The following is a 19,190-nucleotide window of genomic DNA, read 5'->3' as shown; positions in this document are numbered from 1 at the left end:
TGCTTAACGGGCTGTATATATAAAGTCGCCACATAAATTGGGTGGTAATTCGTTGTTTTTATAATGAGAAAGCTATGACGTTTGTCTCTTGGTTTAAGAAAGTTAGTTTATTTATCATCGCACTTTTTTTGATGAGCTGCGCTTCTTCACTCTATGAGTACTCGCAATCTGAAAATTATAGCCACCGTGTTAAATTTTTGGTGATGCATTACACCGGAGCCGATTTCAATACATCCTTGACTCGGTTAACGCAAAAAGGCGAAGCAAGTGCACATTATTTACTACCGGCCCAAGACGATCCTAGCTACCCTAATAACACGCTCAAAATAATTCAGCTGGTTGATGAACAATATAGAGCCTTGCATGCTGGCCCGAGTTTTTGGCAAGGGCGAAATGAACTCAACGATCATGCCATTGGTATTGAAATTGTGAACACGCCAACATGTCATGCCCCAGAGTTAAATACAGCCCTTCAGCAGCATAACAGTGCCTCCAAGCTATGTATTTATCCTGATTATGATGCAGAGCAAATTGCCTTATTAATTGAACTTAGTAAGGCAATTTTAGAACGCAACCCTGATATAGGGCCTACACAGGTTGTTGGCCATGCTGATATTGCGCCGAGTCGCGAAAATGACCCAGGCCCTCGCTTTCCATGGTATCAACTATACCAAGCGGGTATTGGCGCTTGGTATGACAACGAGACTGTTGAAAAATATTGGCAGCACTTTAGTGTGGTAAAGCCTTCAATTGTATTAATGCAAAAAGCGTTACGAGATTATGGCTATAATGTGCAGCCAAGTAACCAATTAACCCCTCAAACGCTCGATACCTTAAACGCGTTTCAAATGCATTTTTTACCTTGGCATGTCAGTGGCGATGCAGATGCGCGCACTGCATCAGTGTTGTTTGCTTTGCTTGAGAAGTACTTTCCTGAAAAAGTAGCGCAGTTAATGCAGCAATATCACCAAGCGCAAAAGCGCAGCACTAAGCCAATTAAGCCTCTAGTGAATGCGCAGGTTATTGCCAGAGTTCCCGCTGTAAACCCAAGCAGTCGAGCATTAGTGAATGACCGAGGGACATTTAGAGCGTATCGCGGGCACGGTGAATTAATCATTGAAAATGATGACGCAATCAGCGCTGATATTTATATCAACGGTGAAAAAATCAATATTGCGGACCCGCTTACTCATCAGCAGCTTTACCAATACAGTTTAGCTAAACGCACGCGCAATGGAGTGAATACCTTTAAAGTTGAAAACGTAATGCCAGAGGGCGCGGGTTTAACGTTGCGTTTCCCTTATCCAACTTTGAGCAATAGGCAAAGCACACACATTAACTTTGATGCTGTTGATGAACTAATAAATGACGAGATAAACAATGGCTTTCCAGGTGCTGTATTAGCAGTGGTAAAACATGGTCAAATAATCAAGTTGAGCCAGTATGGTGATGCTAAAAAGTACCACAGTGATGGCACTTTATTAGCTAAGCCACAAAAAATGCAAGCCGATACGCTATTTGATATTGCCTCTAACTCAAAAATGTTTGCCACTAATTTTGCACTTATGCGACTGGCAAGTGAAGGCAAGTTAGATGTTGAAAAACCGCTTACTAATTACTTACCAGAATTTAGAGGTAATGGGCGAGAGCAGCGGACCGTTAAGGACTTGTTGACTCATCGAGCAGGCTTTCCTGCTGTGGTCGATTTTCACCGTAAAGATAATAAGTTAGGTGAGCGGTTTTTTTCACAAAATAGTGTGCGCACTAAAAATTTATTGCTAACGGGTGTGCCGTTTATAGCTGGTCGCAACGTGGCTCATATATACTCAGATATTGATTACATGTTGTTAGGTATACTGGTTGAGCGTTTATCGGGGCAATCATTAGATAGCTACGTTGAAAGTCATATTTATCGACCCTTGGGTTTAACGCATACCGTGTATAATCCGTTGCAAAAAGGGTTTGTTAAACAGCAAATTGCTGCCACTGAACTACAAGGCAATACCCGTGGTGGCCGTATTGAGTTTAACAATATACGCACGGATGTTCTTCAAGGCCAAGTGCATGATGAAAAAGCCTATTACTCCTTTGATGGTGTAGCAGGGCATGCAGGTTTGTTTAGCACAGCGAGTGATTTGAGCGTGCTTGCACAAGTGTTACTAAATGGTGGCGGTTACGCTAATAAGCAGCTATTTACCGCCCAAGTGCTTGAGCAGTTTATTGCCCCTCAGCCGACCAACCAAACCTATGGCCTAGGATGGCGCCGCGCAGGTCATCAAGCGCGTAAATGGCACTTTGGCCCTTATGCAAGCCCGCAAGCTTATGGGCACACAGGGTGGACAGGTACGGTTACGGTGATAGATCCGACTTATGATTTAGCCATTATTTTACTCACCAATGCCCGTCATACGCCTGTTGAAGGCGGTGATATCCACTATGAATTTGCCGGGAAAAAGTTTGAAACCGGTAAATATGGCTCCGTGATCTCGCTTATCTATGAAGCGATATTAAATCATTAGTCGAATTAAGTTGAGTTTATTACACAACCGATTAAGCTACTTGAGTCTGTTACCCTTTCAAGATTGAAGTTTGTTCAATTATGAGGCGTTTAAACGCGACGAGAGGTTGATAACTTGATGGGTTACTAAAAATTGAGCGACAAAGAGCTAATCGCCCGTAGCCTGAATAACCCTTCTGGCAGTGCATGTGTGGCATTGATGCTGCGTTATCGTCTATTTATGTGGCACAACCACACTACATACACTCTGTCTTGTTTAAAAACCAAACATGTAACTGAAAATTTAACCTCAGAGATAAACAGGTCCTAGGTTTGTTCTACCCTTCATCATATAATTGAAGGCACATAACTATAAGAGTGGGCATGACTCACTAATTATTAAGGTTAACGTTTTATGCATTGGTATTCTATTTTACCGCCGCTGATCGCGATTGCTATCGTGTTTTGGCGAAAAGAAGTGATTATGGCATTGCTTGTTGCAGTGGCATCTTCAGAGTTCTTACTCGCTTTGCAAGGCGATGGGAATAGCGTATTTACGACATTTTTAAATACCATTGAGCGTATTATTTCGGTGGCAAGCTCGCCGGGTAACACCCGTATACTCATATTCAGTATTTTAATCGGGGCGTTACTTGCCTATATTCGCGAATCAGGTGGTGTTGCTGCCACAGTAAACATGTTGATGAATAAAGGCATCGCTAAAAACAAACGCCAAGTGGGCTTTTTAACCATGTTTACCGGTGTGGCGGTGTTTATCGAATCAAACTTAAGCGTGCTTACCTCGGGTATTGTGTCACGCGGGTTGTTTGATAAATTTAAAATGAGCCGCGCGCGTTTGGCTTATATAATTGATAGTACTAGTGCGCCTGTGTGTATTTTGATATTGCTTAATGGTTGGGGCGCATTTGTGCTTGGCTTATTAGGCAACTACGAACTGGGTGAGTCAGCCGTGTCTGTGCTGTGGGGCAGTGTTGGGTTTAACTTTTATGCCATCATTACCTTGGTTATCGTATTTTATACCATTGCGTTTGACAAAGTTCACGGCCCAATGAAACAGGCTGAGCAAAAACTAGAGTTACAAAAAAACGAACTTAAAGAAGAAGTTAAAGGCTCAAAAGCGCGCTTTATGTTGGTGCCTTTGCTAACGCTGATTGTTAGCATGGTAGGCTTTATGTTGTACACGGGTAATGGGGTACTGGCAGAGGGCAGCGGCTCTAAATCGGTTTTGTATGCCACAGTACTGGCGATTGTTGTGGCTTATTGCTTAATGATTAGCTCACGCCAATTTACCCACCATCAATTAGTCGATACCGGCTTTAAAGGCATGGGTGAACTGCTGCCATTGGTGAGTATTGTTTTGTTGTCGTTAACACTAGGTGCAAGCTTAAAAGAACTTGGTACAGGTGTGTTTGTGGCATCACTGGTTGGTGATTACTTGCCGATCTACTTAATTGTACCGGTGCTGTTTTTAACCGGAGCTGTGATGTCGTTTACCACAGGCACATCATGGGGCACGTTTGCGATTTTGATTCCTATCGGTGTACCGCTTATTCAAGCGCTTGGTTTACCACCATCGCTAGTGGTAGGGGCTATTTTAGGTGGCGGCATCTTTGGTGATCACTGCTCGCCGATATCAGACACTAGTGCAGTATCAGCGCTGGCATCAGGGTGCGATTTACTGACGCACGTTAAAACACAAATGCCATACGCTTTGTTTGCAGGTGGCTTGACCTTTGTTGCTTACTTGGTGACGAGCATTATTATGCTGTAATGAGAGCGCTGTATTAACCGATAAAAGCCTGCATTGATGCAGGCTTTTTTGTAGTGTTCGACCAGCTAAGTGGTTAAATAGCCGTTTATTGATGGCTTGCTCCTTGTTAATAAATCAATAATTTTTTATCGCAAACAGTGAGCCTTAATCGGATTGTGAGTGTATAACCGTATTAAATCTAACTAGCTCAAGGAAATAAGAATGAAAAAAACAAAACTAATGTTGCCTCTGGCTTTACTTGTAAGCGCAGCAATGCCATTAAGTGCACTTGCTGATGGTCATGGCAAACACCATGTCGATAATAAACACCGCAGTGACGCAAACCAGCAGCGTGATGAATTTCGCAAACCATATCAAACACTCGCATTTTTTGGTGTTAAATCATCAGACAAAGTCATCGAAATCATGCCTGGTGGTGGGTGGTACACGGAAATTTTAGCGCCAATGCTAAAAGAAAAAGGCGAGTTAGTCGCTGCGCATTACCCTATGAGTACACCTTCAGAATACCGCAAGCGTTCACGCGTGAAGTTTGAAGAAAAGCTCGCTGATAATAAAGGCGTGTATGGCAACGTGACGATGGCAGATTTTGACCCTAAAGCAGCGGTTGATGCCAAAGCGATGAATGCAGACGTTGTGTTAACGTTCAGAGGGCTGCACGGCCTGCAAAACGGTAATGATTTAGCAGCTTCATTTAGCCAGTTCAATCAAATGCTTAAAAAAGGCGGTACCTTGGGTGTGGTGCAACATCAGGCGCCAGAAGGGGTTGACGCTGTTGCAACGGCTAAAAAAGGGTATTTACCTAAATCACACGTGGTTGCTGTTGCAAAAGCGGCTGGGTTTGATTTAGACGCCGAAGCGTACTTTCACAATAATAGCTTAGACCGCATTATTGTAGATGGCGTTGAGCGTGGCGTATGGGCACTACCACCGTCATTAAATGTTGAATCAGACAGAGATAAAGAAAAATTTAAAAAAGTGGGTGAATCAAACCGCATGACGCTGCTATTTAAAAAGCGTTAATACATAAAGTAATTAAAAAAGCCGGGACTTAAAACTAAGCCCCGGCTTTTTTGTTTATATCAGCAAAGTGATATGGGTGGTTAAATTAGCTTTTTGGTACAATTTTGAATATACCCATGCCATCAATGCCTAGGTATAAATCACCATTCGGGTGGGTTGAAATACTTCTTACTCGGCCAGCCCCTTCAAATAGTTTACTGTGGCCTGTTATTTCACTGCCATCGAGTTCAAGTAGCACTAAGTGAGCAAACTTCATCGAGCCAATCACGATACTGCCTTGCCATTGTGGGTATTTATCACTACTAACAAATTGCATACCCGATGGCGCAATAGACGGCACCCAAATCCAATCAGGCTGTTGCATGCCTTCGCGTGATGTTTCATCGGTAATGGTGCTGCCGTTGTAATTAATGCCGTAGGTTATTTCAGGCCAGCCATAGTTTGCACCCGGTTTAATTATATTCACTTCATCGCCCCCACGCGGGCCATGCTCATGAGTCCATATAGCACCTGTTTCTGGGTGCATCGCCATGCCTTGTGGGTTACGGTGGCCGTATGAATAAATACTTTGACGTGCATCTTTTTTATTATAAAACGGGTTTGATGTTGGAATAGAACCATCTGCATTGATACGGTGAATTTTACCCGCGTCATGGGCTAGATTTTGCGGGTGTACATCGCGGTTACCGCGATCGCCGATTGAAAAATAAAGATACCCGTCTTTATCAAACTCGATACGCGAACCATAATGATAGGTTGTTTTGGTGTTTGGGCCGCCATCGAACAATAATTGCTGATCTATGAGCGCCATGCCTTTTAATCGAGCACGCATAATCGAGGTGTTATAGCCTTCCTCATCGCCTTCATAGCCTGAGTAAGATAAGTAAATCCAGCCATTGTCTTTAAAATTTGGGTCAAGCTCTATATCCAGTAAACCACCTTGTCGCTCAGCATGTACTTTTGGCACACCACTAATAGGCTGTTCTACCAGTTTACCATTGCGGATCAATCTAAGCTCACCGGCGCGGTCTGTCACTAACAAGTCTTGTTCGTTAAGCCACACCATACCCCATGGAATTTGAACTCCCTTGGCAACTAATTCAAGTTCATACTTATCTGCGCTTTTAGCAACAGGAATCGGTTGCTCAGGCTGCGCGCTGACAAACATAGAACCCAGCCCCAGCAGGCTCAAAACCACACTAGTGCACAAAGACTTTTTCATATTAACTCCATCAATTAAATCGGCTGATACTACAATAGCGTGATACGCATCAAATTGTCACTAGGATTCAACAAAGTGCGATTAGCTGTATAAAAAATGAGATAGGTGGAGGTCTTGGTTACTCCTTATGCTGTGTCTTGTACTAGGGGTGTAATGACGTGAGAAATAGAATATATTAACTGTTTTTACAAGCGTATAGGGACTTACCGTGTCAGCTCAGGGCAACTTTCAAAATAATGTACTAGAAAAAATAACAAAACAAAATGCATTGGCAGCCGCACTCGGCGCTGTCTTTTGGTGTATACCAATTTTAGTGTTATGGATGTTTGTTTATGAGTTAAAGCCAGCAGCAGCGACTGTTATGCTATGGCTCAGCGGCGCGTTAATAGGTTTAGCTGTTCGGTTTCATGGCCGTGGCTATGAACGATTATTTGCTGTAATCGGTTGTGTGTCTCACGCGTGTATTGTTTTAATTGCCTGGGATGTGCAAATAGTGATTGGTGGCAATGTGCTGTCAGTTATTTTGATTGGCGTTTATGTTCTCGGCGCTTGGAGCGCGGCCTACCTTTCACGTATCAACATCTCAATGCATGACTACAAAGCATTTGATGCGTTTTTTGCGTGCCCCGATTACCTACAACAAAAAAAGTTAAAAAACAGGTGGTTTGTTGTTCTACCTTTGGTGCTGGTACTGACTTTTGTTGTTGGCTACCTTGTTGCCATTGCGATGCTGATTTTTCAAGAAGCTCAGTACATAGAACATGAAAATAATCAGCAAGCACAGCATGCAGCCGAATTTCGTGATAAACACATTGATACCAGTGATGAAGCGCTTGCTGCAATAAATGAGCATAAAGCACTTACTTATGCTTTTGCTTACTATTCAGGTAGGCAGTTTGATGTTCACGGGCGCTACTTAGGTAAATACCCGCAAGATAGTTACCAAGCACAGTTAATACTGCGTTATTTAGCAGAGCAAAAAAGTAACCCGCGCGCTCAATTTATACTAGGCAAAATACGCGATAGCAAAAAAGGCGCCGCACTCATCAAGCAAGCAGAAGAGGGCGGCGATAGCTTTGCAAGACTTTACAGCATTTACGAATTTGGCTGCTATTTCGATGCTAAAAAAGGCAGGCAGTTACTCAGCAGCTTTGCCAAAAATATTGAAGAGCAATCAGTAAAAATTGATATCCATGGCATGCTCAGTGATGACTTTAACGACCACTGCCAAGTGTTAGACGACACCGAATTTGATTATCGTTATATAAAAGATTATCAGTTTAAAAAGTAGATCGCTCTGTAGGGCGAAAAAGTGAATGTCACCACAGGGCACAGAGGCGTTTCGCTGATAAGAGTTTAATACCAGTGATAAGTTAAACACCGTAGGCGCTAAGCTTGCTGGCGCGCGTGTTTGTAGGTTGGGTAGAGTGCAACGAAACCCAACAGGTTTGAATTGTAGGTCGTCCTTTAGGGCGAAAAAGTGAATTTCACCACAGAGGGTGCAGAGGCGTTTCGCTGCACAGAGGTTAAAAAGTGGTGTAGGAGATAGCTTTAGCCACGAATTATTTAACATCAATGTTAAGTGAGCCACCGTAGGCGCTAAGCTTGCTGGCGCGAGTGGTTTATCGATATGGCTAACGGTTTTTACTCGTTAACTCTGAACTTATTTTGTCGGGATAAATCCGCGACCTACATTAGAAACCTTATTCAAGGTTTTGTCGCGCTGGCGACGGCAGCCAAAAAGGGGCTATAGCTTCTCAAACTTAGCTCTGCTGCAAGTAATTCATCCCTGAAGCTTGGTTCTTGTCAGCATCCATGCTTCCACTTCCTCGCGCTGCGAAACTTCGTTTCGGTCACTCGTCACCCAGCGCCACCCGAGCATCACGTTATTTCCTTCAAATAATCAATTGATGTGAACGTAAATGCCGTGTATTTGCCGACTTTTACATCCATGTACGCTCCCCCGTTCGGCCATCCGTGGCCTCTCGTTCAAAGCTACGCTTTTCACCCTTGGCGAAGTCACGACAAATTCCTGCCATGAAATGAATTACTCATCAAATACTTATTTCAGGGCGTGATGATGGGGAAGGGTGTCAAACGTGAGGTTAGTATTTGGTTCTGGCAATATACAAAACTTGAAGCTAAGTAACTCTTCCTTTCAAAATTTTCTTTCCTGCGACCATATAAAATTACTTTAGTAGTAAATCATAAGAATAATTTTTGTGGTAGATTGGTTTTTAAACAAGTATGTGGTACAAATTTTTAATAAACAAAGACAAGGAATTTAAATGCCAAATGATAGTGGTAATAAGTCGACATCATTAATCTCTTACACAGGTAATGATGGCGTAGATATGGGTGTACTTAATGATGGGACTCCTTATTTAGGAATACGTGGTTTAGCGCTTTTATGCGGTACTACAGAAGCTGATATAGCATGTTTAATTAAAAATTGGGATGAACAAAAACATACAGCAAAAGGACAAGTAATTAAGGGGTTAATTGAGTCCCAAGGTAAAAGTTCGGTAGGTTTATACATCCCTACTCCAATAAATGGGGTTATGAATGATGTCATAAACGATATTAATTGTATGGCTATTCTTGAGTACTATGCGTTTGAGGCTCCTTATACATCGGAACAAGCTAAAACTAATTACAGAAATTTGGCAAGATTAAGTCTTCGCACATATATTTATCAACGCACAGGGTACTCACAAAGTGATGGAGTTCCAGATTACTGGCAAACATTTCACGAGCGTATAACTTTAAACGAATTACCTTCAGGTTTTTTTAGTGTTTTCTCTGAGATAGCTAATATTCTAATAACTAGTATTCGGAAAGGGATGCCGCTGGATTCTCAAACAATGCCCGATATTAGTGTCGGGCTGGCTTGGGGTAAAGAGTGGGTTGCAAAAAGTTATGATGAAAAGTTTGGCTCAAGGGTTAAGTTTCAACATAAATTTCCAGAAAATTTTCCTCAAAAAAACCCTGATGCTTGGATATATCCTATTGAGTCCTTGGGTGAGTTTAGGAAGTGGCTGGATGATATTTACTTAAGAACCAAATTTCCTAAATATCTGGCGGGTAAAGTCAAGAGGGGGCAACTACCTAATTTAGATCTCAAAAGCTTAATTGAAGAAATTCAGCCTATAAGAATAAAAAACAATATGTAAAAATTATTTTATTAAGTTAGTCAGCTTAATTATCATTTTAATGGAATAAATATGAAGTTAATAAATAAAATCAATAAATTGAGACCTAAAAGTGAGCAAGCTTCATTAGCTAGCAGCCTTGAGAGTGATCGAGGTCGAATTATTAATAGTGCTGCATTAAGAAGGTTACAACAGAAAACTCAGGTTTTTCCTCTTGAGCGTAATGCTGCTGTTCGCTCTCGTTTAACTCATTCACTCGAGGTGCAACAAAATGGGCGTTTTATTTCCAAAACTATTATTAAACTCCTTAAAGAAAAAGGTTTGGGTGACATATTAACTTATGAAGAAAATGAAACTGAAGAGTCTTTAGCTGAGCAGCTTGTTACATTAGTTGAAATGGCGTGCTTAATGCACGATATTGGTAACCCTGCGTTTGGTCATTTTGGTGAGTCTGCTATAAATGATTGGTTTTCTAAGTATTTTATAAATCATAAACATTATAAAAATGTTGCAAGGATCTTTTTTGACAAGAAGAATTTTCTTTTAAATACAGTAGAAGAAAAACTATTATTTGATTTATGCAACTTTGAAGGGAATGCTCAAGCAATTCGAATTATACATAGCCTCTCAGCTTTAAATTTAACTTACTGCCAAACCGCAAGTATTCTAAAGTATACTCGTTGTGCGACAGAAGTGAGACCCGAAAGTACAGATTCAAGAAGTTATCTAAAAAAGAAGGTTGGTTATTATTACAGCGAGCAAGCTTTTGTAATGGAGCTGTATGACAAGTTACAGATTGAAGCTGGAAACCGACATATAGCATCTTATATTATGGAAGCGGCTGACGATATTGCATACTGTTTAGCTGACATGGAAGATGCTGTTGAAAAAGGTTTTATTAAAGTCGAAATACTTAAAAGCTTATTGGTTAAAGAGTATTCAAGCATTATTGATGGATATAAACTAACTAACCAAGGTGATGAAACTTTCATGGAAAGAAAGTGTGAATACGCATATAAAAAGGCTAAAGAGAACCCTACTAATCTTGAAAACGAATTCTTTATATGGCTTCGAGTTGGTTTAATACATCCACTTGTTAATCACGCATCAACACGATTTGTAGATAATATAAAGGAAATCTATGATGGCAGTTTTAATCAATCGCTTCTTGAAGATGGTGGATATCAACATGCTATTACTAAGTCACTTAAGAACGTTGCCTTTAAACATGTTTTTTGCCATCCAGAGGTAGAAAAGCTTGAGTTGCAAGGATACAAAATTACATCAGGGATTTTAAATGAGTATCAACGATTACTAGACTTAAGTGCAGAAAGTTTTAATAAAATAATTAATAAAGAAAAGACCTTACCAGTAGAGACTCGATTACTAAACCGGATATCAGGAAAGTTCATAGAAGTGTATAAGCATACTGTCGCTGACCTCAATGATAAAGAAAGAAAGCAGCCAATTTATGAGTTTTATTTTAGGTGTCGCTTATTGCAAGATTTTGTTAGTGGAATGACGGATCAATTTGCTTATGACACATATAAAATACTCACTGTGTCAGAATAACATTTGTACATACTATTCATGGAATAAAACCCTTGAGTAGATATTATTTATTTTATCGTTGTAAACGAAGCAAAGCATCTAACTCCTACAAACCTTTACCCCATCTCCCGCATGCTTAAGCGCGATAATTTGCCCTTGACTGTTGTGGGCCATGGCGAGCATGTCACCCGTGGTGATGCCGCTTTCAATGGCGTGTTTGGTGTTTAGGTCATCCAATAATGAGTTTTTTATTTGAATGAGTACTTCGTTGTGGCAGCTGGCGATGTACCAGTCGTCATCGACGTTGACTAACTTTCCGTATTCTATGTAGCGCTGTTGGTGCAGGCGCAGGTCGGCGGCGAGCTTGTCATCAAGCCTTTGTTTTTGTGTTGTTATTTCACTTAAATAGCTGCCAGCGCTGTCGACTTGGTGAACTTCTATAAAATGATAGTTACTTTGCTGCACTGCATAGGTGTTAAGTGCCGTTTGCTTTTCATTGGTGTTAAACATAGTAAAGCCGAGCACGACCAGCGCGCAGGCAAGGCCGGTCATTTGTAGCGGGAGTAAAAAGCGGGTGGGCTTTTTGTTTGCTGCGCTTTGTGAGAGTTGCGTTAATGTGGCGCGTTGCTCTGCGCTGAGCGTATGGTGTTTTTTGCGCTCGCTAAAGTGTTTATCAAGTTGGTGTTCAAATTGCTCGTTATGCTTGGTCATTGTCAGCTCCTAGTATGATTTTTAAGTTTTGTTTTGCATAACGTAGCCGTGTTTTTACGGTTTCATGATTGCTTTGCGTAATATGTTGTATGTCGTCAAGTGAAAAGCCTTCTTGTTGTAGGCTGAGGGCTTCGCGTTGGACAAAGCTTAATTGCATTAACGCCGCATTAAACGTGTCGTAATCAAAAGCTTGCTCTGTGCTTTTTGCTGCAATCACGGTGCTGTCTTCAAGCTCTACAAAGCGCTGTTGCTTGCGGTATTCATCAATTAATGCATTGCGGGCTAAACGAAATAGCCACGCTTTTGGGTTTGCCTGAGGTTGATAGTGATGGCGTTTTTCCATCACTTTTAACCACGTTTGCTGGCTTATATCAAAGGCGAGTTGCTCATTACTTTGCGTTACTAAATAATGATATAAGTCGTTACCAAACAGGGTGACGAGCTTGGTTAAGTGGCGGGTGTCGCCACTTTTTGCGTAGTCAGCTAAGTGATCGTCACTTGGTTGACTAATAAACCATGATTTTAAACTTGTAAGCATAGGCACCATCAATTTGTATTCGCGCTACTGGGTTTGGTCTAATTTAAAATCAAGCTGCACGCTTTGGCCTGTTTGCACCTGTGCTATGCCATCAATCACTTTAGGGCGATATTTCCACCGTTTGATTGCTCTTAACGCTTCTTTGTTGAAGATGCGTTTTGGCTCTGCATCAATCACTTGCGCATCAATAACTTCCCCTGTTGGAGATACATTAAAGCTTAATTGTACCCAACCTTCAATGCCTTCACGTGCTGCAATGGTGGGGTACTTAGGGTTTATACGCACAATAGGCGTGGCATCGCCCGTTGGGCGCGTTAGGTTTGTATTAAAATCATTGCCTATTTTGTCAATGCTAATGTTAGGCGTAATCGCGGTGGTGACGATGTTCGTATCTGTGCTTGGCGGTGTACGCGGTGGCACTTTGGGTGGCGTTTGCATTTTTGGCGGCGGTGGCAATGTTTGCTTTTGTTGCACTTTAGTGTCTTCTGGTACTTTGAATATTTCAACAACGACAGTGTCGCCGTTAAAGTTTGTTGCCCGTTGCTCACCAGTTATTAAGTACTGCATAAAGGCAAAGGCGGCAAAGGTCATGGCTGCACCACCTACAATTGCGGTAGTGGTTTTTAAGGCGTTATTTGTTTGGGGGAAATCTACTGTTTGCATAAGCAAATCCTCGGTCATTAATGGTGTATTTATCACTAAAACGTGCGGTAAATTAAAAAGGGGTGAAATATATTTTAAAAAGTTTCGTTTTTGTGTGCGGGCTTGGGTATAGTATTTTTTTTAAATTTATTGGGCAGTTATGAAACTAATTCAAATTGATAAAGCGCGTTATCGCAAGCATTTAAACCGCGTTATTATCGGCTGTGGCGTGGCGTTAGCTGCGGGCAGTTTAGCTATTTCGCAAACCTTAATTTTACTGTTTCCGGATGAAAGCGGCAGTCACTTTCATTGGAACTTGTTGGGTGTGGTGGTAACCAGTTTAGCCATTGCCTATTTACTCAATAAATACCGCACCCATGACTACATGACCGAAGTGGTATATGTGTGGGAGCTGAAACAAGCGCTTAATAAAATAACCCGTAAAATGCCAAAGCTTAAAGCTGCAGGGCGTGAAGGAAATGCAGATGCATTGCTGGCCATTCACTATAGTTATGCGGGGTCACGTTTATTGTGGCAGCTCGATGACAACACCCTCACCATGGATGAGCTAGCCATTAAACAAGCAGAACTTGATAGTGTGGCTGAAAAGTTTAATTTAACGTTAAACGCGGATGATTATGATGATGCTATTTTGAAGGCATTTTAATAATGTGAATCGGTAAACCATTAAACACTAAAAAGCTCGGCAATTGCCGAGCTTTTTAGTGTGTTTCTATTGGTATTAAATGTGTGTTAACCGGTTAATGGTTGAATATAGGCTCTTACTTGTCACTGACACTGTTCAAGCTCAGCAAGCCAATCAGGGCTAAGATGGCTGCGTAGGTTAAAACTTCAAAAGCATTAGCTTACACTTCTACTTTATTGCGCCCACTTTCTTTGGCAACGTATAATCGGTCGTCTGCTTTTTGAATTAATAGCTCTAGGGAGTCATCGCTAAGTAAACTTGCAGATACACCAAAGCTTGCACTAATAGTGATGTTTTCTTTTTTTACTGAGAGGGCGGTTTCGTTTATCTTTTTGCGTATTTTTTCAGCTAAAGTCACAGCGCCATGAACGTCTGTTTCAGGGAGAAAAATCACAAACTCTTCGCCGCCAAATCTTGCTAACACATCAGAGCTTCTTATATTTCCTTTTGTTATACGTGCAACGTGTTGAATGGCGACATCGCCCACGGCATGGCCATATTTATCATTAACAGCTTTGAACTTATCAATATCAATCATGATGATACTGGATGGTTTTTTGTTGCGTTTATTATTACTTAGCAGCTTTTCACCAATCATAAAAAAAGCGCGTCTGTTAAAAATACCTGAGAGGTAGTCATGGGTTGCTTCCCATTGTAAGCGACGGGCAAAGGCGCTAATTTTTGAAACCATGGGCCTAAACACAAACACGGCTTCAATTAAAATAGTGAAAATAGTGATGATGAGTACAACTTGTTGTGCTGAACGCAGGTTATCGACTTCATCTAAGCTTTCTTTTTCGTAAAGGCCAACAACATTATGCAGTGCAGTTAGTAATGGCTCCTTTGCCATCTCTTTAAATTCTAAACCCTCAGAGCTAAAAACGTCTATGTCACGAGGGGGGGACGAAAGCGTCTCTGATATCAAGCTTACAAAACGTGTTAGTTGTGCGTCAATATTGTTATCTTTGTTGAAGTAGAGGTTGAGCATGTCGCTTGAAAGCGGCGAAGGCATATTACTTGATAAGGCTTTATAGTGATCAGTTAACAACTCGTCATGATTTGAGACCATTTTGTCTATAGCTTGCTGTGCTGTGTTTTTAGCGGCAATTGAACCGGTTTCTAAATAGTCGAGTGTAAATAAGGTTGCGCGCTGAGATAACATACGCTGTTGACCACTGACATTAATGATTTTTCCGGTTTGTAGCTGTTGCTCGATTACCGAGTTTAACAACATGTGAGCAGCAATAGCGAGTAGGGCAATAATAGACAAAGAAATAACGTAAATTCTTGTCATCATTTTTCGAGGGTTATGTATTGTGTCGCTGGTTTGTTCTTCGCTCAACGTTAATATGCCTTAAAACGTATTAAATAAAATAAGCATGGTAGGTATTACAAGCCATGCTGTTATTTTTCGTATCACTTTAAATATAGCCTGAGTATTTAATTTTGCACAATAAAGTAACCCGTTAGGCAGGCAAAGGATCCTCTGCGTTCACTAAATTACTATGATAATAGCGCGGCGGCTAAGCGTACAAAATCTGACGATGTTAAAATACCGACTAAGTTGTTATCCGTATCAACCACTGGCATGCAACCATGGCGATTTTCAACGAAAAAGTGTGCGACTTCACGCAAAGGTTGTTCAGGTGTAATACTGGTGAAGTCTGTTGCCATGATGTCGTGAATTTTAGTTTGTTTTTCTTTTCGTTCAAGGGCTGTGGAGCTGTAGTTAGCCATGATACCCATTACCTGGGCAATCAATATCTTCTGCGTCAACATGCCCACTAGCGCACCATTTTCATTGATCACGGGTATATGACGGATGTTTTTTTCTTTCATTAAATTGTGTGCATCATGCAAGGTGTTATCCGCTTTGATGGCCAATGGGGCGGGGGTCATTAAATCAGCTACATGGTGAATCATTGTTAAGTCCATCTTTTGATTGGTAGTAAGTAAGTCTAGCTTGAATATGGCTAATTACACCTTGGTGAGATCAATGTTTATTTAGTTAAGCGTACTTTTTATGATGGTAAGTGAGGTTCTTAGTAGCAGGATTGAAATTAATTCTTTCTAATGGCGGTCTGTAAGGGAGGGTTAAATCGTAAATAAAAAGGCTATTTAAAGATGATCAAAGTGACACGCAGTAACAAGCCTGCCATTTCCGTTTTTCGTGTCTGTGCATTAGCAGCTTCCATGAGTGTATTTGCTACAGCCACCTTATATTTTGCTGGGGTTTTTAACGGCGATAAAGTGACAGCACAGGCGTTTGTTGATTTGCAGCAAGGCAGTACTGTGCATGCAGGGTTTAGACGGGCGCATGCTAAGGGGTTATGTGTTTCGGGCAATTTTGAATCAACGGGTTTGTTGTCAGCGTATTCAACAGCAACCGTATTTAAACAAGGTAGCACTCCTTTTATAGGGCGTTTTTCTATTGCGGGCAATAACCCTACGGCACCCGATTTAAAGGCACCTGTGCGCAGTTTGGCGTTTGTGGTCAATACAGCTACCGAGGATGAATGGCGGGTTGCAATGAATACCCCACCCGTAATGGCGGTAGCAACGCCTGATGCGTTTTACAAACAGCTGCAAGCACTTTCGCCTGACCCTGCTACAGGAAAGCGTGATCCCGCAAAAATAAGCGCCTTCTTTAAAGCTCACCCTGAGAGTAAAGCGTTTAATCAGTGGAAAGCAGGTTATACGCCGGCTAACAGCTTTGCTACTGAGCAATATAACAGCATTAATGCATTTTATTTGCATAATGCACAAGGGGAAAAGCAAGCCGTACGTTGGCAAGCCGTTCCCAGTATGAGTGAGCACGAGGTCGCTGTGCTTGATAAGCAATCACCTGATGCCTTACAGCAGCAACTTATTTCTCAGATAGAAAAGCAACCTGTCAGGTTTGATTTAAAGTTTACGCTTGCTGATAGCAATGATGATGAAAATAATCCAACTATTCCATGGCCTTCATCGCGCGAAGTGATTAACGCGGGCTCTTTAGTTATTACTGGTTGGGGTTTTCAAAATGAAGGGGCGTGCGGCGCGCAAAATTTTGATCCCCTTGTTTTACCTAAAGGGATGAGTGCAACCGCAGATCCTATTTTACGGGCAAGAGGCGCAGCATACGCACAATCATATCGTCGAAGAGCCACAGAGACACTACTTAACAAGAGTAAAACTAGTCAAGAAGGAGCGGGTGATGCAAGTAACTAAACACTATTCAGCAACGAGTAGGCTATTGCACTGGGCGATGGCACTGCTACTGATTTCAATGCTTTTTCTGGGTTTATCGATGGTGCAAAGTTTAGCTGTGTGGCAAGTTGAAGCCGTTGCTTTACATAAATCGTTTGGTGTTGTTGCGCTTATATTAGTGGTTATCAGGCTTATCAATACCTGGCGCAATGTATCGCCTTCGCTGCCTAATGAACTGAGTCAACTGCAGCGTTTAGCCGCTTCTATAACGCATATCGGGCTGTATATTGCGATGCTACTCATGCCGTTATCGGGTTGGTTGATGCAAAATGCGGATGGTCGGGTTGTGAATGTATTTGGATTATTTAGTTTGCCAAATTTGATTGCCGTTGATATTCGTTATTTTGCGTTTTTTCGTGAAGTGCATGCGTTGGTTGCGTGGGTATTTTTAATGCTGATATTCATGCATATAAGCGCCGCGCTTTATCATGGATTAATAAAAAGCGATGGCGTTTTTTCATCTATGTTTAAAGGCAAGTAACGCATATAGCAAAAGAATATAAACGTAAGGTGAGCTCGATTTTTGCGTAGCTCACCACACATTTTATTCAGGTATAAAATCACCCTAATATTGAGTGTCCTCGAATCTGAAAACTCATCAGTTCCTCGCTAAGTGTGACAATTATATGAAATTAATTGTTGAAGCTACTTTTATTACTTTTTTAATTTATGATGTTGCTAAGTTTTATCATTAATAATAAATCGAGCAAACATGATTAACAGAAGGCAGTTTTTATTTAGTGCAGGAACACTCGCGTTTGTTGGCCTATCGCGAAGTGCGTTTGGTAAAGTACCTTTAAGTGACTTAGGGAGTAACTTACCTGCGTACGGGCCTTTAATTGCAGATAATAACAAGTTGTTAGATTTACCAGCTGGTTTTAGTTACAAGGTTATTTCGCAGCTCGGTGATAAAATGTCTGATGGCTTTACGGTACCAGATAAAGCCGATGGTATGGGGTGTATCGCACTTGATGACGAACGCGTTGCGCTGGTTCGCAATCATGAACTTAAGCCAACCGATTTAGCAAAAGCTGAATCAAGCCTACAAACTCATAAAACCTCGCTCGCGTATGACGTTGATAGTCAGGGCGTTGCGCTACCTGGTGGCACCAGTCATATTGTTTATAATCTTAAAACGGGCAACAAAGAGCAAGAATATTTGTCGCTTGTTGGCACTATTCGCAATTGTTCTGGCGGTATAACTCCGTGGGGGACATGGCTCACTTGTGAAGAAACAACAGCAACTAAAGCCGATGGCCTAAAGCAAGATCATGGGTATATTTTTGAAATTCCGGCTAATGCGCAAGGTTTAGTCAAACCTGAACCGTTAACAGCCATGGGCCGCTTTAACCATGAAGCTGCAGCGGTAGACCCAAAAACAGGCATCGTTTATTTAACAGAAGATAAAGGCGATAGTGTGTTTTACCGCTTTATTCCCAATGAAGTCGGTAAACTTGCTAAAGGCGGTAAGCTGCAAGCTATGATTATTAAAGCTAAGCCGCAATTTGATACTCGTAATTGGCGTACACAGGATATGCCACTTCAAAAAGAATTTGCTGCTGAGTGGGTTGATTTAGCTGATCCTAAAAGTCCGAATGATGATTTACGAATACGTGGTTATCAACAAGGTGCAGCATTGTTTGCCCGAGGAGAGGGGATTCACTGGGGGGATAATGAGTTGTATTTTTGTTGTACCAATGGTGGTAAAAAGCAACTAGGGCAAGTGATAAAGTATGTGCCATCCGCTTTTGAAGGTACAGATAAAGAAGCGCAAAATCCAGGGGTTGTGTCGTTATTTGTTGAAAGTACAGATGGCTCACTGTTTAACTTTGGCGATAACCTAACAGTTGCGCCAAATGGCCATTTAATTGTTTGTGAAGATCAATACACTGATATCGTTGATAACCATTTACGCGGTGTTACCCCTAAAGGTGAAGTGTATAACTTTGCAAAGTTACAAACGCAAACAGAGTTGGCTGGCGCGTGCTTTTCACCCGATGGCAGCACTTTATTTGTAAATGTTTATAAACCGACCAAAACACTTGCTATTACCGGCCCTTGGGATAGTTTTAAGCGCTAATAATGAGATAAAGTGAAGGTGTTTACCTTC

The 19,190-nt window shown here is 41.5% G+C and carries 16 protein-coding genes; 10 read left to right on the top strand and 6 right to left on the bottom strand.

All coding sequences use genetic code 11. The features are described from left to right. Positions 1-74: 74 nt before the first annotated feature. The 3 genes from pbp4b (at position 75) to ATS75_RS08955 (ending at position 5,309) form a co-directional block, all read left to right on the top strand. Positions 75-2,519 (top strand): penicillin binding protein PBP4B, encoded by a 2,445-nt coding sequence (gene pbp4b / locus ATS75_RS08965; protein WP_058560110.1) that lies wholly within the window; start codon positions 75-77, stop codon positions 2,517-2,519. 393 nt (positions 2,520-2,912) lie between these two features. Continuing rightward, on the top strand, positions 2,913-4,289 hold the full coding sequence (locus tag ATS75_RS08960; protein ID WP_058560109.1) for a Na+/H+ antiporter NhaC family protein: 1,377 nt from the start codon (positions 2,913-2,915) through the stop codon (positions 4,287-4,289). 201 nt (positions 4,290-4,490) lie between these two features. Further along, complete coding sequence (locus tag ATS75_RS08955; RefSeq protein WP_058560108.1) at positions 4,491-5,309, top strand: class I SAM-dependent methyltransferase; 819 nt, start codon at positions 4,491-4,493, stop codon at positions 5,307-5,309. An 85-nt stretch (positions 5,310-5,394) separates the two neighbouring features. Here the strand turns inward: ATS75_RS08955 and ATS75_RS08950 are convergent, their stop codons facing one another. Next, positions 5,395-6,531, bottom strand: coding sequence for a PQQ-dependent sugar dehydrogenase (locus tag ATS75_RS08950; RefSeq protein WP_058560107.1), 1,137 nt, complete (start codon positions 6,529-6,531; stop codon positions 5,395-5,397). A 208-nt stretch (positions 6,532-6,739) separates the two neighbouring features. Between ATS75_RS08950 and ATS75_RS08945 the strand changes: the two genes are divergently transcribed. From ATS75_RS08945 to dgt, 3 genes are all read left to right on the top strand, one after another. Further along, positions 6,740-7,822 carry a hypothetical protein gene (locus ATS75_RS08945; protein WP_058560106.1) on the top strand — a complete coding sequence of 361 codons (1,083 nt, stop codon included), beginning with the start codon at positions 6,740-6,742 and terminating at the stop codon, positions 7,820-7,822. Positions 7,823-8,819: 997 nt separating this feature from the next. After that, a complete protein-coding gene (locus ATS75_RS08940) occupies positions 8,820-9,704 on the top strand; it encodes a hypothetical protein (protein WP_058560105.1) in 885 nt (294 codons plus the stop codon). 51 nt (positions 9,705-9,755) lie between these two features. Beyond that, positions 9,756-11,255, top strand: coding sequence for a dGTPase (dgt, locus tag ATS75_RS08935; protein WP_058560104.1), 1,500 nt, complete (start codon positions 9,756-9,758; stop codon positions 11,253-11,255). Between the two features lie 78 nt (positions 11,256-11,333). Here the strand turns inward: dgt and ATS75_RS08930 are convergent, their stop codons facing one another. Genes ATS75_RS08930 through ATS75_RS08920 form a run of 3 tightly spaced genes read right to left on the bottom strand, consistent with a single transcriptional unit; the run spans position 11,334 to position 13,146 of the window. Further along, a complete protein-coding gene (locus ATS75_RS08930) occupies positions 11,334-11,945 on the bottom strand; it encodes a hypothetical protein (protein ID WP_058560103.1) in 612 nt (203 codons plus the stop codon). Continuing rightward, positions 11,932-12,483 (bottom strand): RNA polymerase sigma factor, encoded by a 552-nt coding sequence (locus ATS75_RS08925; RefSeq protein ID WP_058560102.1) that lies wholly within the window; start codon positions 12,481-12,483, stop codon positions 11,932-11,934. Before ATS75_RS08925 ends, ATS75_RS08930 begins: the two co-directional genes overlap by 14 nt. Before the next feature lie 24 nt (positions 12,484-12,507). Continuing rightward, a complete protein-coding gene (locus ATS75_RS08920) occupies positions 12,508-13,146 on the bottom strand; it encodes an energy transducer TonB (RefSeq protein WP_058560101.1) in 639 nt (212 codons plus the stop codon). A gap of 139 nt (positions 13,147-13,285) precedes the next feature. Between ATS75_RS08920 and ATS75_RS08915 the strand changes: the two genes are divergently transcribed. Further along, positions 13,286-13,792: a DUF3087 domain-containing protein gene (locus tag ATS75_RS08915; protein ID WP_058560100.1), complete on the top strand. Its 507-nt coding sequence runs from the start codon at positions 13,286-13,288 to the stop codon at positions 13,790-13,792. A gap of 199 nt (positions 13,793-13,991) precedes the next feature. Here the strand turns inward: ATS75_RS08915 and ATS75_RS08910 are convergent, their stop codons facing one another. Continuing rightward, the gene (locus ATS75_RS08910; RefSeq protein WP_058560099.1) at positions 13,992-15,173 is read right to left on the bottom strand and encodes a diguanylate cyclase; all 1,182 of its coding nucleotides are present in this window, start codon (positions 15,171-15,173) and stop codon (positions 13,992-13,994) included. Between the two features lie 161 nt (positions 15,174-15,334). After that, positions 15,335-15,754, bottom strand: a complete 420-nt coding sequence (locus ATS75_RS08905) for an HPP family protein (RefSeq protein WP_058560098.1) — start codon at positions 15,752-15,754, stop codon at positions 15,335-15,337. Positions 15,755-15,955: 201 nt separating this feature from the next. Here ATS75_RS08905 and ATS75_RS08900 point away from each other — a divergent pair, with 201 nt between their 5' ends. From ATS75_RS08900 to ATS75_RS08890, 3 genes are all read left to right on the top strand, one after another. Next, complete coding sequence (locus ATS75_RS08900) at positions 15,956-17,041, top strand: catalase family peroxidase (protein ID WP_058560097.1); 1,086 nt, start codon at positions 15,956-15,958, stop codon at positions 17,039-17,041. Next, entirely contained in the window at positions 17,028-17,561 is a 534-nt protein-coding gene (locus tag ATS75_RS08895; protein WP_058560096.1) for a cytochrome b, read from the top strand. Before ATS75_RS08900 ends, ATS75_RS08895 begins: the two co-directional genes overlap by 14 nt. A 231-nt stretch (positions 17,562-17,792) precedes the next feature. Beyond that, the gene (locus ATS75_RS08890) at positions 17,793-19,160 is read left to right on the top strand and encodes an alkaline phosphatase PhoX (protein WP_058560095.1); all 1,368 of its coding nucleotides are present in this window, start codon (positions 17,793-17,795) and stop codon (positions 19,158-19,160) included. The last annotated feature ends 30 nt before the right edge of the window (positions 19,161-19,190 follow it).

The organism is Pseudoalteromonas sp. H105 (assembly GCF_001469215.1).
Lineage (GTDB): Bacteria > Pseudomonadota > Gammaproteobacteria > Enterobacterales > Alteromonadaceae > Pseudoalteromonas.
The sequence above is the reverse complement of the archived record's forward strand: the minus strand, read 5'-3'. Positions and strand labels throughout refer to the sequence as shown.

Coding starts and splice junctions, on each gene's coding strand:
- pbp4b (WP_058560110.1), top strand. CDS start 75: ATGACGTTTGTCTCTTGGTTTAAGAAAGTTAGTTTATTTATCATCGCA.
- ATS75_RS08960 (WP_058560109.1), top strand. CDS start 2,913: ATGCATTGGTATTCTATTTTACCGCCGCTGATCGCGATTGCTATCGTG.
- ATS75_RS08955 (WP_058560108.1), top strand. CDS start 4,491: ATGAAAAAAACAAAACTAATGTTGCCTCTGGCTTTACTTGTAAGCGCA.
- ATS75_RS08950 (WP_058560107.1), bottom strand. CDS start 6,531: ATGAAAAAGTCTTTGTGCACTAGTGTGGTTTTGAGCCTGCTGGGGCTG.
- ATS75_RS08940 (WP_058560105.1), top strand. CDS start 8,820: ATGCCAAATGATAGTGGTAATAAGTCGACATCATTAATCTCTTACACA.
- dgt (WP_058560104.1), top strand. CDS start 9,756: ATGAAGTTAATAAATAAAATCAATAAATTGAGACCTAAAAGTGAGCAA.
- ATS75_RS08930 (WP_058560103.1), bottom strand. CDS start 11,945: ATGACCAAGCATAACGAGCAATTTGAACACCAACTTGATAAACACTTT.
- ATS75_RS08925 (WP_058560102.1), bottom strand. CDS start 12,483: ATGCTTACAAGTTTAAAATCATGGTTTATTAGTCAACCAAGTGACGAT.
- ATS75_RS08920 (WP_058560101.1), bottom strand. CDS start 13,146: ATGCAAACAGTAGATTTCCCCCAAACAAATAACGCCTTAAAAACCACT.
- ATS75_RS08915 (WP_058560100.1), top strand. CDS start 13,286: ATGAAACTAATTCAAATTGATAAAGCGCGTTATCGCAAGCATTTAAAC.
- ATS75_RS08905 (WP_058560098.1), bottom strand. CDS start 15,754: ATGATTCACCATGTAGCTGATTTAATGACCCCCGCCCCATTGGCCATC.
- ATS75_RS08900 (WP_058560097.1), top strand. CDS start 15,956: ATGATCAAAGTGACACGCAGTAACAAGCCTGCCATTTCCGTTTTTCGT.
- ATS75_RS08895 (WP_058560096.1), top strand. CDS start 17,028: ATGCAAGTAACTAAACACTATTCAGCAACGAGTAGGCTATTGCACTGG.
- ATS75_RS08890 (WP_058560095.1), top strand. CDS start 17,793: ATGATTAACAGAAGGCAGTTTTTATTTAGTGCAGGAACACTCGCGTTT.